Source organism: Pseudomonas sp. E1BtOHC1 (genome assembly GCF_058744285.1).
On sequence record NZ_CP196023.1, the window covers coordinates 3,449,451 to 3,461,899 of the forward strand.

Sequence of the window (12,449 nt, forward strand, 5' to 3'; positions counted from 1 at the left end):
CGGGCAGGTTGCGCTTTTCACTACGGCTGGTCCGGGGCCGATTCCTGACTCCGCAATTCCCTCCGTCGAGCACTCCGAAGAATGGGTCTGTTCATTGCCGGAGGTGTCCGATGTAAGTCTGGTCACCTCCATGTCTAGCGCAAACGCTTTCGTTGCCTTTGCCAAACGTGGATTGTTTGCATATGACTGGTCGGACGTTCATCGCGATGCACACCAAGCCTTGAACGGATATGAGCTGCAATACCGTCCACTGAATCCATTAAGACTTTACGACTTGCCTGCCCCTTTGCGGGCATTGGCTGAGCTTACCCGGCTATCTAGCGTAACGTTCGGAGTATCTATCGTAGTGATAGGTGATCAGATTTCTTAGCGATTGTTCGACGGTTAACGCTGTTTTGTGCCGATTGCTATCGGCTAGAGCAGAGAAAGTCAATCTGCCCCTCTGCTCCAGTGCCTTTTTCTAAAAGTTGAAACGTTGGTCAAACACGGTCTGCTCGCCTACCGTCACGCTGCATTGGCGGGCCACTTCAACCGGCATCACCTTGCCCAGCAACGGCGCCAGCGACTTGTAGAACGCCTTGTCGCAGGCGTCGTCTTTGCTGAAGGCTTGGGAGTTGCCGGCCGCGTCTGCCGTAATTCGGCAGCCTGCCACCAATTCGGTGGGCAACTCGTTCAATGGCACTGTTGTCGAGTCGGAGCCCTGCAATTCGATCAGCTCGTTGCATGTGCCCTTGGCCGGACCTTCCTTAATGGTTTTGGTAAAGGCGACGGGTTGGAAGTCAGTACCGGTGAACAGCACCTGATCGTTAACAGTGACTCGGTATTGTGAGGGTTTGAAGGCGATGGTCTTGATGCAGAACTGCGTGGTGACCGGTTTCCCATTGACCTCAGAGGTGGCCGCTTTGCAACCTGGGGTGGCCTGGGTGAAGGAGGTATCGGGCGAGCTGACACAACCGGCCAGTGAAAGCAGACACACACCGAACAGCATTCTTTTCATGGGACTTCCTGTGCTCAAACACACCGCCTCCAGCAGGCGGCTCCGGACGCGGATCATACCAGCGACCTGTTGACCAAAGGCGCAGAAAGGCAGGGTGGCCCTTTAACTCGGCTATCGAATCCCATCTCTACAGCTGTCTGCTTCCGGCCCAGGCGGTGTGAAGAGCCCAAGTAAAAATCGAAACCCGCGTTTCTACATGAAAGCTGAACTGTAGTGGTCGCCACAAGAAACACGGACAGATTTATTTCTCTACTCTAAACGTCCGCTATTGGCCGTTTTTAACTTTGAGCGTGTCTCTTTGCCCACCGGGCCTTCAGTTCCGGGAGATGTCATACAGATGTGGCGCACGCACGTTCCATAAAAAAAATCCGCTCATCCACTTCCTCACCTAACCTGATTTTAGTTGCAGACGGACTCTGCCGTTTTTTGTTCACGGCCAATTGAACGCTGCACGGCAGTAGCACGCTTTCGGGGGTAATACAGGAGGATCAACACATGGATAGCACACGTTCGCCGGAAGATAAGGGCAAGTTGAAGGCAAGGGCTCGGCAGCGTAAGGCTGCGATCATTGCACTATGTGGAGTTTTGTTTGTACACGCGCTCTTCCTGGTTCCACCTGAGCGAATGACCGTGCCAGTTGTCAGCATTATTACAAGCCTCATATGGCCGATTATCGTCCTTGTAGTAATGGTTCTATTCCAGCCGTACGTCGAAAGACTTTTCTTAGAGATAGCCGAGCGAATCAAGGGAGGGGCCGGCTTAAAAATTGGAAGCTTTCTTGAGATCCAGAGTCTTCCCGAGCAAGCGCGGAAGATTCCTGTGCCCAGCGAGGAGCAGAATGTAACGCTGGAAAACATCGCCCTGCTGCACACGAGCTTCTTTTCGGAGACAGGAACACGTTTGTACGGTGGCGACGGTCGAGCGTATTACCAGTTTGAGGTGGTTGTTATGGCGCCAGACGTCGTCATGGAGCACGTGGACAGGGTAGTTTACCGCCTCGAAAACACTTGGCCTGAAGCGCTCAGAACAAGAGAGACTCGCGACCGCGCGTCAAGATTCAAGATGAAGGACTTGGCCAATGGAACTTCAATTGTCGAGGCCGACGTCTACTTTCGCGGTAGCGACCAACCTCTGAAGCTTAACCGCTTCATTGATTTGCGCCCCGACGGCCCACGCATCTAGAACACTCGCCCTCAGCATTTGTACATTAATGCACCAGAGCAAGTGGCAACCTATACGTTGAGTCCACAGCCGAAAGCGGCCCCGGCCAATAGGTAGACACGGAGTCGGCGACGGTGCCCACCTGAACCCTAGCCCTTGTCGCCATGCACCAATATCCGGCCGTCATACCCACAGCTGATCCAGCCACCGGCGCGGGTGGGGAGCACATCGGTTGCAAAGTTGTCGTGTGAGCCGATGATCGCCCCCTGCCGTGAGGGCAGGTTCCAGCGCTTGACGAATCCGTCCTCGCCGCAGGTCAGCAGCATGTGTCGCGCCTTGAAGCGCACGCGCCGCACAGGCCCGTCATGAGCGGCAAGGCAATCCAGGAGCGCGAGCATCGGTTCGGTCGCTAGCAGGTGCACCGCGCCGTCGAGATCACCAGCGGCCAAGGTGACGCTGCCATCGGCGTCGATCCAGCTCGCCAGCGTTCTCAGGGGGCGGCCCAGATCGAGCACTTGTACGCAGTCCCGCTCCTCGGGGTGCCACAGCCTGACGGTTCCGTCCTCCGATGCGGTGGCGAAACCACCGTTGGCCGTAGGCGCGATCGCCCAGACCCAGCAGGCGTGGGCCCGACGCTTGTCCGTGGCACCTGTCGTCAGGTTCCAGACTGTCAGGCAACCGTCAGCAGCCCCGGTCACGAGGCGGTCAGCGCCTAACCTTGCCGAGGACAGGACGGCCGAGTCCGATGTGCCGACCAACGTGGATTTTCCGGTCGCCAAGGACCAATGCCGGACTGTTCGATCCCGCGAGTGAGAAACAAGCTCGCCAGGCGCCACGTCCACCAGACCCAGAATGGATTGTGTATGTCCGTCAAGCTGGCCCAGGCACCGGCCCTCGCGATCCCACAGCCGGATGGTTGCGTCACGCCCGGCGCTTGCCAAGCCCCTGTCGCCAAGGTCGGCAAGCGCCCATACGTAACCGCGGTGGCCCGGCTGGAAGGGGCCGTCGACGTGCAAGGATTGCTGTGGCTCGTACATCAGGTCACTGCGCATGACGTATTTTTGGCCAGCGTCCACTAAGGCGCCGGCGTGCCAGAGGGTGTGATCGAATACGATCAGGCTGCCCTTTCGGGGGCGCAGCCTGAGCGTGGAATCCCGGTTCGACATGGCTGCGGACCGTCCCTCGAAGAACAGCGTCTCTCCGCCGCTGAATGCATCGTCGTTAAGATAAATCATGAAGGTCAGGCGTGACTGTTGGCGCTGGCGATGGTGTACACCATCCTGATGGGCGCGGAACTGGGTGCCGGGCCGGTAGCGGCAGAAGCGCAGCCGCTCATTGATGCCGACCAGATGCCAGCCGTCCTCATCGATCACCGTCCCGAGCCTCGGCATCCGCAAGGCGCAGTGCTTCAAACGTTCGAATAGTCGCCCGGCCAGAGCTGGGTCGTCTGCCACGATCCGGTCATTATCGCGGTAGGAGGACGGGTAGTCCGACCCTGCGCTGGCGAACCCGCACTGCTCCGTGGCTTCTATCAATGCCTCGCATTCGCTGGCCGCAAGGAACTCGTGGACCAGGACACACCGCACCCGGTCACCCAGCGGTAGTTCGACCGAGGCCGACGGAGCAGTCGCCCCGGCCACCAGTTTTTCAGCGAAGGAATTCATCGTGATCTCCAAAGTTGGTCTGATAACCAATATTTGCAAAGCTAGGGTGCGACGGGGTCGATGTCAATGCTAAGCTGGTCGCGCAACCAACATTGGAAAGGTGACATGGCACGGCGCTCGAACACTGATGAAAGACGCGGCCAGATCGTGGCGGCACTCCAGGCCGTCATGGCCAAGGCCGGCTACGCAGGCGCAACCATAGCGGCCATCGCCCGGCATGCGGAGCTAGCGCCTGGCCTTGTGCACTACCACTTCAAGGACAAGCGCGAGATTTTGGTGGCACTGGTCGACTCACTGGCCGGCTACGCCCATCAGCGCTACGAGTCCCGGGCCGCTGCGGCCCAGACGGCGGAGCAAAGGCTTCAGGCCTACATTGCCGCACACCTTGCCTATGGTGCGGACGCGCAGCCCGATGCGGTGGCGGCATGGGTGATGATCGGCGAGCAGTCGGCCCACGACCCAGACGTGCGCGAGGTCTATCAGGCTGTGCTAGCGGCGCAGATGAAGCTCCTCAAGGGCCTGCTCCGGCAGCGATTCGCCGAACGCGGACGCCGCGCCCGAGGGCTCGACGCGCTGGTGGCGGGCATTACATGCTTTATCCAGGGGGCGTTCACGCTGTCCACCACGGCGCGGCCACTGCTGCCGACGGCCTTCGCCGCACCGACGTTGATCGCCTGGGTCGAGCGTTACATTGATGGGGAGGAGGAGCGATGAGGGGAACGCCAGAAGGGAGCAGCCTCTTCCCGGTCGGCGCGCACAGCGCCCCCGAGGTGCCTGACGGTGTGGATTTCGCCGCCTGGGCTCGCCTCTGGGCGGAGCTTGGCGTCGGATGCCCGGCGCGAGAAACTTACGAAGAGCTCCTTCGACGCTACCGCGAGCCGCACCGTGCGTACCACAACTGCCAGCATTTGCAGGAATGCCTCCAGGTGCGCCGACTCATCAACGCAGCCTGCCACGCTCCCGCTGAAGTCGATCTCGCACTTTGGTTTCATGACGCCATATACGACCCACTTCGCAGCGACAACGAGCTGCGCAGTGCGCAATGGCTGGACGACGTGGCACGCGATAGCGGCCTGGGCGATGAAATCCGACGCAGGCTTTACGGCCTGATCATGGTGACGCGACACGACGGCGCTCCAGCGTCGGCAGACGAGGCCGTGTTGGTGGACACGGATCTGGCGATCCTTGGGGCATCGGCCGCGCGGTTTGAGGAGTACGACCGCCAAGTCCGTCGCGAGTACCGATATGTGCCTCTGTTTGTGTACCGCCGAAAGCGGCGCCAGGTCCTGGAGGGCTTCCTGGCACGCGGGCGCATCTATACGACCGCACCGTACTTCGATGCATTCGAACAGCAAGCCCGCGTCAATCTTGCAAGCGCCATCGACCGCCTCGGCTGAGGAACGGACCCCAGTGGAGGGGCGAGTATTTCGCCTTCGCACGTGCCTTGCCATTCTGCAGTTCAAGCCGTCACCGTAAACAGATGACGGGGCATCGCCGGCCCAAAAACCATGGTTACAGGTCACACAGGCTGCCGCTGCGCCCGTGATCTCGACCTAAGGCTTGGCCCGATCCCATCGACACTCCGCCAACCGGTGCCCATCGGTTGCGCTCTTTTCTCGCCTGTCGATGTCGCCGTCGGCGTTCAGGTAGATATGGGTGTTGGGCCATTGCGGGGTGATGCTGATGCAGTGATTACGCCCGGTGTTCTTGCTCCACCAGGAAAACTCCATGAAGAACTCATCGTCCGGGAAGAGCGCGCCATGACCGGTTGCGCCGCCTCCGGGCAGCATTGCTCCTTTATCAATCCGATCCTGGACATTCCAGATGTACCTGAGCTCATCCCGGCCGGCTTGGGAGTAGTGCACATTCACCCTTGGCAACGCAAAGTCCCAATGCGTGACCAGCCCAAACAGCAGCGGTATCCAGAGCAGCTTTACGTACCATGGCCGGCGCGTGCCTGCATGGGAGGACAAGGGTTTCATCTCCCTCCCTTGGGCGTTCTCTGGGGGCGTTGGGTGGAAAGTGGAGGCAGCAGCGTCGCAGCCGGTCGTTGTCCACTCCCGGCTGCTGTGTGGCTTCTTGGGCTGAATGTCAGCAACCGGACGCTTTGAGCCCGGTGCCGATGGTGACCGCGCTGACCTGCACTTTGTCAAAGGCCTTCTGCGCGGCGGCGTCGTATTTCCGGTCGCAGTTGAAGCGTGTTTCCATCACGTAGTCTTCGCCTTCTGCTTTGCGCATCTGCGATTCCCACTGGTCGGCGGCGTTGAGCGCGGCATCGGAGACCAGCACCACCTCCAGCAGCACTTCCTTGAAATCCACGGCATGGGGGCCTTCCCAGTGGGCATAGACCGAAGGGTCGGCGGCATTGCCGCACATGCTCAGGCAACTGGCGCTGTAGCTCAGGCCGCCACCGGACGACTCGGTAAAGGCGCCGACGGTGAGAGGTTTGCCTGGCGCCGGGGCGTAGGTGCCGACGAACTGGGTCAGGTCGGCCTGGCATTTGGGCGTCAGTTCCATGCGCAGTTTGCTGACTTTGCCGCCCTCTACCGTGGCGGTGATGTCGCAACCCTGGACTTTGAACTTGTGTTCATCGCCGAAGGACTCCCGAGGGATTCCGGCGACGGATTCAAAGTAACGCTGATTGGTGCCCAGCATGTCGCCGGTGAAGACTTCGGCCACGGAGGCGGCATGGGCAACGTCAACGGACAGTGCCAGTGTTGAGGCAAAAAGGCTGTAGGTCAGCTTGTTCATGGGAGAGTCCTTTCAATGGGCGACCGGAAGCTGTGGTCACCTTCAAGTGGGTTCGGGGACGGGAGTTTAGCAGGCGTTGGTGCTGCGTTTTTCGGGTTTCTTGCTGATTTTTTCTGAGTACCAACCATAGGAAAAGAGCAGGGCACGGCGCATTTTATCGAGGCGTTGATGAGCATCCGACCAGCCACGATCAATCCGTAAGCCAATCCCAGAGGCTGCCCACCAGATACGCCGCGCCTGCGGCCACTGCTGCGGTCGCTAGTGCGGGGGCCAGGGCTGTTCCTCCAGCGAACCCCAGGGCGCCAAGACCTGCAGCGGTCAAGCTGGAGGTACCGCCAGCGGCGGCCAGACCAGATGCGGTACTGACGGCACCCTTGGCCAGGGCTTGGCTGGTCAATGACTGCGCTACTTGGCTCGCGGTGGTGCTGGCGGCCTTTCTGGCCAGCATGTTGCGTGCAGCGGCGGCGCCACCTTGGGTGAGCAAGACCTTGGTGGTTTGCTCTGCCGTTTGTCTGGCTGCGTGGTGCATCAGCAGGCTGTTGGCAAGTGCGCCCAGACGCTGTTTGGCGACTCTGACTTGTTCGCTGGTGTGTCGATCGGTGGCGCACCAGTTGGCAAAGTGCTCGCAATTGTTGAACACAAGATTGTATTGATCCTCACCCAGTCTGGATCGGGCCCGACGGCAGATATCGGGCCCCCTGAAATAGACTTTCCGGTAAGTCTTGATCCTGGCGTTCTTGCCTTGCAGGAAGTCTGCAAGGGAGGTCGACTCGATGCATCCCTTATGAAGCCCCGAACCCATGCCTGAGTAGTGGATCACGCGATTCCTGCCGACAAAAATCCCGTGATGGGTATAGAGACCTCGGCCGACAATCAGATGAGTTCCAGTGGGGTACATGTCCAACAAGGCTCCAGTGATGTGCTTTTGGAGGCGGCATTCGCAAGCGTTCCGGTGATATCGAGGGGCTTGATCCGTGTCGCAGTCTTCATGCAGGCATTTCCAGTGGCTCATGGGCGTATAGCCAATATTGTCGCCCCGAGCATGGGTTGCATCATAAACAACGGCACAAGGACATTGCTATCAAAATGCCGCTATCGGGGCGCGGCACCGTGTCGTGCGCCGAATAGGCAGGCAGGGAAGGGGCTGTGTCCTCGTCTACAACGGTGTCTGAGATCAGTGCTTGACTCTGTCCCTTGGGACAACCCGCATCCTGTCTTGTCTGTTTCAGCTTCCGCCGTCAGCGGATAAGGCAATCCATGAGTAGAGTATCGATGGTCACCGGTGCCAATGGGCATCTGGGCAACACCCTGGTGCGGGCGCTGCTGGCTCGCGGGCAACAGGTGCGCGCCGGGGTGCGTGACCCGGACCGAAGCTCCGCCCTGAACGGCCTCGACTGCCAGAAGGTACGCGCCGAGCTGCAAGACCCTGACTCTCTGCGTCAGGCCCTGCAAGGGGTAGAGGTGCTGTATCAGGTGGCGGCCGTGTTCAAGCACTGGGCGAGGAATCCCTACGCCGAGATCGTCGAGGCCAACGTGCAAGGTACGCGTAATGTGCTGCGCGCTGCGGCCGAGGCCGGGGTCCGGCGTGTGGTCTATGTCAGCTCCGTGGCAGCGGTTGGGCACAACGGTCAGCGCCTGGATGAAAACAGCTGGAACAGCGATCAGCAAAACCCGTACTACCGGTCGAAAATTCTCTCTGAGCGCGCCGCCTGGGACATGGCCCAGGCCTATGGCCTGCCGACGGTGGCGGTATTGCCCTCGGCGATCATCGGCCCTCATGCCACGCGGCTGACGGACACGATGGGATTTCTGGCGGCGGTGCTGGGGCGCAAGCTGGTGCTGGACCCGAATTTTCATTTCAACTTTGTCGATGTGCGTGACGTGGCCGATGGCTTGATCCGCGCGGCGGAGCAGGGTCGCCCGGGCCAGCGCTACCTACTGGCCAATCAACAGTCTTCATCGTTGGCCGAGGTCATCGCAGCGCTCAACACGCTTTGCCCCGAATATCGGCTACCGCGCCGCGCGCCCAAGGGTTTGTTGTTGCTGATCGCCTGGCTGCAAGAACAGCGGGCGCGCTACACCGGTCAGCCCGCGGAGTTGCTGCTGAGCCAGGTGCGGATGTTTTATGGGGTGCGCCAGCGTTACTGCATCGATAAGGCCATCAACGAGTTGGGCTACCAGCCGCGCTCACCCCATGACGCCCTCAGGGAGGCATTTGCCCATCTATTGCTGCGCTGATTCTGGCGCAGCACTCGGCACTGCTGCGGGGGCGAACTGCTGGTTGATCTGTTGTTGCAACTGCGTCAGTTGCTGCTCCTGGCTCTGCAAGGCCTGGATCTGCGCTTGCAACTCCAGGCGCTTGGCCTCGATACCCTGATTGGCCAGTGCCAGGGGGAAGGGGGCCTGATGGTGCTTGGCGGCCAGCAACTCGCTCATCTCTGCCAGTTTGAACCCCACCGCCTGGGCGCTGCGGATCATCTGCACCAGCGTCAAGTGATGGGGGCTGTACAGCCGATAACTGCCACGGCGCTGCGGGGTCAGCAGGCCCAGTTGCTCATACAGACGCAGGGCTTTGGGCGTGCATCCCGACAACGTGGCAAGTTCACCTATGTACATACAACGCTCTCTCGCTCATCCAGTTCCGGCCCGCAGTTTACTGACTGTGGTTCGATGACGCTTGGCTGGATCTGTTTGCCGTGAAGGCACCATCACCCGCTAGTGCCAGCATCCGCGGGCCACGAACAGAGAGGTCGGCAAGTGCTCGGAAAACACAGCTCCCCTGACGCAAAACAACCTTCGACAGGGGGCGAGCGCAACTCATCTAGGCGTGCAGGTGCTTTTTCAAGAATGATCGGGTTCGTTCGTGAGTCGGGTTTTGCAGGATCTCTTGCGGCGCTCCTTCCTCGACCACCACCCCGCCGTCCATGAAGATGATCCGGTCGGCCACTTCACCGGCAAAGCGCATTTCGTGAGTGACGATCAACATGGTCATGTGCTCGGCGGCCAGTTGTTTCATGACCTGGTTGACCTCTTCCACCAGCTCCGGGTCCAGCGCCGAGGTGGCCTCATCAAACAGCATGACCTTGGGGCGCATCGCCAGGGCCCTGGCAATGGCCACGCGCTGCTTCTGTCCGCCGGACAGGCGAGAAGGGTACTCGTCGAACTTGTTGGCCAGGCCCACCTTGGCCAAGTACTCCATGGCCAGTTCGCGAGCCGCTGTTTTGCTCAACCCTTTGAGCTTGATCGGTCCGAGGGCGATGTTTTCATGCACGGTCAAGTGCGGGAACAGATTGAAGTGCTGGAACACCATGCCCATCTGCTGGCGCACGCTATTGATGTGCTGTTCGAATGCGCGACCTTTCAAGGGCCGGTTGACGTGTTCGCCTTCTAGCCAGACTTCACCCTCGTTCAGCACTTCCAAGTGATTGATTGAGCGCAGCAGGGTGCTTTTGCCCGAACCACTGGGGCCGATGATGGCGATGATCTGTCCGCGCGAGACAGACAGATCGATGCCTTTGAGCACTTCAAGTGCGCCATAAGCCTTGCGCGCACCCTTGACTTCAACCATGAGCTTTTCTGTGGTCATCGTGACATCTCTACCTTATTTTCAAGAAGGTGCAGGCCGGCTTCCAGAACAAGATTGACCGCGTAATAAATCACCGCGACGGCCAAATAGAATTCGAACGGGCTATAGGTCTCGCTCACAGCGCGCTGGGCGCTGTAGACCAGCTCGGCAATACCGATGATGGACACCAGGGATGTGTCCTTTAACAGGACAATCAGGTTGTTGCCCAGCGGCGCCAGAGTGCTGCGCAGTGCTTGCGGCACAATCACGTAGCGCTGGGTCTGACTGCGGCTCAGGCCAATGGAGCGCGCACCTTCAATCTGCCCGGGGTCGACCGACATCACCCCGGCACGAATAACGTCGGCGTTGTAGACGGCGAAGTGCAGGCTGAGGCCGATGATGCCGGCCATCAGTGCCGGGATATCAATCCCCACTTGCACCAGGCCGTAATAGATCACGTACAGCTGCAGCAGCAGTGGCGTACCCATCAGCAGCCAGGTCATGAAACGTATGGGCAGGGATACCAGTTTGGGGGTGTAGAGAACGATCAGGGCAAAGGCTATTCCGGCAATCAGGCTCAATACACTGGAGCAGAGAAACAAGACGATGGTCCACCAGAGCCCGGTCGCCAGCAGCTCGGAATAGGGTGTCACGATACTCAGGTCAAGGCTTGGCATTGAGGCGTCTCACTTTGCCGCGAAGCGTTTATCGAGGTGGTCAACCATCAGCCTGACCGTGTAGACCATGGCGATGTACAAAATGGCCGACACCATGAATATCTCGAACGGCTTGTACGTGGAGCTGATAAAGCGCTGCGCCGTGTAGGAAAGTTCAACCACGGAGATGGTCGAAACCAGGGCCGAGCCTTTGATCAGCGCGACCGCATTGACGCCCAGAGGCCTGATCATCAGCTTCGCGGTTTGCGGAAGTGTGATCAGCCATAGGGTCTGGCCCTTGCCGAAACCGATTGAACGTGCGGCTTCGACCTGACCGGGATCGACGTTGCTGATCGCACCACGAATGGATTCGGCCATGTAGGCCGCGATGTTCAGGCCCAGGCCCAGGACCCCAGCGGAAAACGGTTCCAGCTCAAGGCCGATTTGCGGGCCGCCAAAGTAGATGAGGAAGAGTTGGACCAGGCAGGGCGTGCCGCGAAAAACGCTGACGTAGACCCTGGCCAGGCATCGAAGCAGGAAAAAGCCGGACAGTCGGGCAGCAACCAGCACGATTGCCACCAGCAAACCCAGCACCAGTGCCAGTAGCGAAACTTGCACCGTGATCCAGGCCGCCTCCAGAAAGAACGGCAGGGTGCGCTGTATAAGTGTCAGATCCATGGGCAGGCTCGGAAAAGTCGGATTGACTGGCCCGACGACAGGTCGAGCCAGGCTGCAGCTGAGTCAGCGAATGTCTTTGCCGATCCACTGCATCGAGATCTTTTCGTAGCTGCCGTCGGCGAGCATGTCGTCCAGCGCCTTCTGCATTGCAGCCTTGAGTTCAGGGTTGTGCTTGCGCAGCGCAATGCCCATGCCTTCAACGCCGCCGTCACTGTCGGGTGGCGTGATGATGCGAACTTTCTGCCCGGTTTCCTTGACGGCGACCAGCACCGGAACGCTGTCCATCACCAGCGCGTTGAGGCGCCCGGCCTCCAGGTCGACCAGCATTTCGGGAAGGCCTTTGTAGGTCTTCACCTTCAGGTTGCCGCGCGCCCTGGCCCATTTGTCGTGGGCATCGCCAAGGGTAACGCCCACCGTCACATCCTTCAGGTCATCCAGGCTGTTGATCGGCGAGTCCTCTTTCACCACGATGGTGCGGCCGGCGTGGTAATAGGGGCCAACGAAATCCACGGCCTTCAGGCGCTCCGGGGTAATGGTCATCGAGGCGATGATGGCGTCATATTTCTTGGCCAGGAGCCCGGCAATGATCCCGTCGAAGGGCGTGGTGACAATGCTCACTTTCACCCCGAGCCGTTGGGCCAGGGCTTCGCTGATGGAGGCGTCGAATCCGACGATCTGGTTCTGCTCGTTGGCAAAGCTGAAGGGCGAGTATTGACCGCTCATGGCGATGCGAATCTCTTTGGACTCCTGGATCGACTGCAAGTCATCTGCCTGAACGGCTGTAGGACAGAGGAGCGCCGCGGCCGCGACGGTGGATGCAGCAAGCAGACCCTTGAGCGTTCTGGTTAGCATTGGATGGCACCTTTGAAGAATTATTAATTATTGTTTTTGGGCTCTTCACCCAGGCCTCGGGAAAAGCTTTGCATAGGCCGTTCTGGAAAGCACCAGGCAAGGTGTCCGCCAGCCGGACACATTGC

Annotated in this window: 14 protein-coding genes; 4 read left to right on the forward strand and 10 right to left on the reverse strand. The window is 59.7% G+C overall.

The genetic code is table 11. From position 1 onward, the window contains the following. Window positions 1–460: 460 nt before the first annotated feature. Window positions 461–997 carry a hypothetical protein gene (locus ACSSVC_RS15860; RefSeq protein WP_492612517.1) on the reverse strand — a complete coding sequence of 179 codons (537 nt, stop codon included), beginning with the start codon at window positions 995–997 and terminating at the stop codon, window positions 461–463. 495 nt (window positions 998–1,492) lie between these two features. Here ACSSVC_RS15860 and ACSSVC_RS15865 point away from each other — a divergent pair, with 495 nt between their 5' ends. After that, window positions 1,493–2,179 carry a pYEATS domain-containing protein gene (locus tag ACSSVC_RS15865; protein ID WP_446439988.1) on the forward strand — a complete coding sequence of 229 codons (687 nt, stop codon included), beginning with the start codon at window positions 1,493–1,495 and terminating at the stop codon, window positions 2,177–2,179. Between the two features lie 128 nt (window positions 2,180–2,307). On the opposite strand, the gene ACSSVC_RS15870 is transcribed toward ACSSVC_RS15865, so the two are convergent. After that, window positions 2,308–3,822, reverse strand: a complete 1,515-nt coding sequence (locus ACSSVC_RS15870; protein ID WP_492612518.1) for a 2OG-Fe(II) oxygenase — start codon at window positions 3,820–3,822, stop codon at window positions 2,308–2,310. Window positions 3,823–3,927: 105 nt separating this feature from the next. Between ACSSVC_RS15870 and ACSSVC_RS15875 the strand changes: the two genes are divergently transcribed. After that, window positions 3,928–4,536 (forward strand): TetR family transcriptional regulator, encoded by a 609-nt coding sequence (locus ACSSVC_RS15875; RefSeq protein WP_492612519.1) that lies wholly within the window; start codon window positions 3,928–3,930, stop codon window positions 4,534–4,536. Continuing rightward, window positions 4,533–5,219: an HD domain-containing protein gene (locus ACSSVC_RS15880; protein ID WP_492612520.1), complete on the forward strand. Its 687-nt coding sequence runs from the start codon at window positions 4,533–4,535 to the stop codon at window positions 5,217–5,219. The genes ACSSVC_RS15875 and ACSSVC_RS15880 overlap by 4 nt, the downstream gene beginning before the upstream one ends. Window positions 5,220–5,375: 156 nt before the next feature. On the opposite strand, the gene ACSSVC_RS15885 is transcribed toward ACSSVC_RS15880, so the two are convergent. From ACSSVC_RS15885 to ACSSVC_RS15895, 3 genes are all read right to left on the reverse strand, one after another. Next, window positions 5,376–5,804, reverse strand: a complete 429-nt coding sequence (locus ACSSVC_RS15885; RefSeq protein ID WP_446439992.1) for a hypothetical protein — start codon at window positions 5,802–5,804, stop codon at window positions 5,376–5,378. Between the two features lie 109 nt (window positions 5,805–5,913). Then, window positions 5,914–6,573: a hypothetical protein gene (locus tag ACSSVC_RS15890; protein ID WP_346636047.1), complete on the reverse strand. Its 660-nt coding sequence runs from the start codon at window positions 6,571–6,573 to the stop codon at window positions 5,914–5,916. A 190-nt stretch (window positions 6,574–6,763) separates the two neighbouring features. Continuing rightward, on the reverse strand, window positions 6,764–7,471 hold the full coding sequence (locus tag ACSSVC_RS15895; RefSeq protein WP_346636128.1) for a lecithin retinol acyltransferase family protein: 708 nt from the start codon (window positions 7,469–7,471) through the stop codon (window positions 6,764–6,766). 359 nt (window positions 7,472–7,830) lie between these two features. Here ACSSVC_RS15895 and ACSSVC_RS15900 point away from each other — a divergent pair, with 359 nt between their 5' ends. Further along, entirely contained in the window at window positions 7,831–8,811 is a 981-nt protein-coding gene (locus ACSSVC_RS15900) for an NAD-dependent epimerase/dehydratase family protein (protein WP_404939301.1), read from the forward strand. Here the strand turns inward: ACSSVC_RS15900 and ACSSVC_RS15905 are convergent. The 5 genes from ACSSVC_RS15905 to ACSSVC_RS15925 form a co-directional block, all read right to left on the reverse strand. Next, the gene (locus tag ACSSVC_RS15905; RefSeq protein WP_346636049.1) at window positions 8,797–9,189 is read right to left on the reverse strand and encodes a MerR family transcriptional regulator; all 393 of its coding nucleotides are present in this window, start codon (window positions 9,187–9,189) and stop codon (window positions 8,797–8,799) included. The genes ACSSVC_RS15900 and ACSSVC_RS15905 overlap by 15 nt on opposite strands. A 205-nt stretch (window positions 9,190–9,394) precedes the next feature. Then, the gene (locus tag ACSSVC_RS15910; protein WP_346636050.1) at window positions 9,395–10,159 is read right to left on the reverse strand and encodes an amino acid ABC transporter ATP-binding protein; all 765 of its coding nucleotides are present in this window, start codon (window positions 10,157–10,159) and stop codon (window positions 9,395–9,397) included. Continuing rightward, complete coding sequence (locus ACSSVC_RS15915; protein WP_346636051.1) at window positions 10,156–10,815, reverse strand: amino acid ABC transporter permease; 660 nt, start codon at window positions 10,813–10,815, stop codon at window positions 10,156–10,158. Before ACSSVC_RS15915 ends, ACSSVC_RS15910 begins: the two co-directional genes overlap by 4 nt. 9 nt (window positions 10,816–10,824) lie before the next feature. After that, window positions 10,825–11,472, reverse strand: a complete 648-nt coding sequence (locus ACSSVC_RS15920; RefSeq protein WP_346636052.1) for an amino acid ABC transporter permease — start codon at window positions 11,470–11,472, stop codon at window positions 10,825–10,827. A 63-nt stretch (window positions 11,473–11,535) separates the two neighbouring features. Then, window positions 11,536–12,324, reverse strand: coding sequence for an ABC transporter substrate-binding protein (locus ACSSVC_RS15925; RefSeq protein ID WP_492612521.1), 789 nt, complete (start codon window positions 12,322–12,324; stop codon window positions 11,536–11,538). Window positions 12,325–12,449: the final 125 nt, after the last annotated feature.

Bases quoted from the DNA above. Each gene is read 5' to 3' on its own strand.
- ACSSVC_RS15860 (WP_492612517.1), bottom strand. From the start codon at position 997: ATGAAAAGAATGCTGTTCGGTGTGTGTCTGCTTTCACTGGCCGGTTGT.
- ACSSVC_RS15865 (WP_446439988.1), top strand. From the start codon at position 1,493: ATGGATAGCACACGTTCGCCGGAAGATAAGGGCAAGTTGAAGGCAAGG.
- ACSSVC_RS15870 (WP_492612518.1), bottom strand. From the start codon at position 3,822: ATGAATTCCTTCGCTGAAAAACTGGTGGCCGGGGCGACTGCTCCGTCG.
- ACSSVC_RS15875 (WP_492612519.1), top strand. From the start codon at position 3,928: ATGGCACGGCGCTCGAACACTGATGAAAGACGCGGCCAGATCGTGGCG.
- ACSSVC_RS15880 (WP_492612520.1), top strand. From the start codon at position 4,533: ATGAGGGGAACGCCAGAAGGGAGCAGCCTCTTCCCGGTCGGCGCGCAC.
- ACSSVC_RS15885 (WP_446439992.1), bottom strand. From the start codon at position 5,804: ATGAAACCCTTGTCCTCCCATGCAGGCACGCGCCGGCCATGGTACGTA.
- ACSSVC_RS15890 (WP_346636047.1), bottom strand. From the start codon at position 6,573: ATGAACAAGCTGACCTACAGCCTTTTTGCCTCAACACTGGCACTGTCC.
- ACSSVC_RS15895 (WP_346636128.1), bottom strand. From the start codon at position 7,471: ATGTACCCCACTGGAACTCATCTGATTGTCGGCCGAGGTCTCTATACC.
- ACSSVC_RS15900 (WP_404939301.1), top strand. From the start codon at position 7,831: ATGAGTAGAGTATCGATGGTCACCGGTGCCAATGGGCATCTGGGCAAC.
- ACSSVC_RS15905 (WP_346636049.1), bottom strand. From the start codon at position 9,189: ATGTACATAGGTGAACTTGCCACGTTGTCGGGATGCACGCCCAAAGCC.
- ACSSVC_RS15910 (WP_346636050.1), bottom strand. From the start codon at position 10,159: ATGACCACAGAAAAGCTCATGGTTGAAGTCAAGGGTGCGCGCAAGGCT.
- ACSSVC_RS15915 (WP_346636051.1), bottom strand. From the start codon at position 10,815: ATGCCAAGCCTTGACCTGAGTATCGTGACACCCTATTCCGAGCTGCTG.
- ACSSVC_RS15920 (WP_346636052.1), bottom strand. From the start codon at position 11,472: ATGGATCTGACACTTATACAGCGCACCCTGCCGTTCTTTCTGGAGGCG.
- ACSSVC_RS15925 (WP_492612521.1), bottom strand. From the start codon at position 12,324: ATGCTAACCAGAACGCTCAAGGGTCTGCTTGCTGCATCCACCGTCGCG.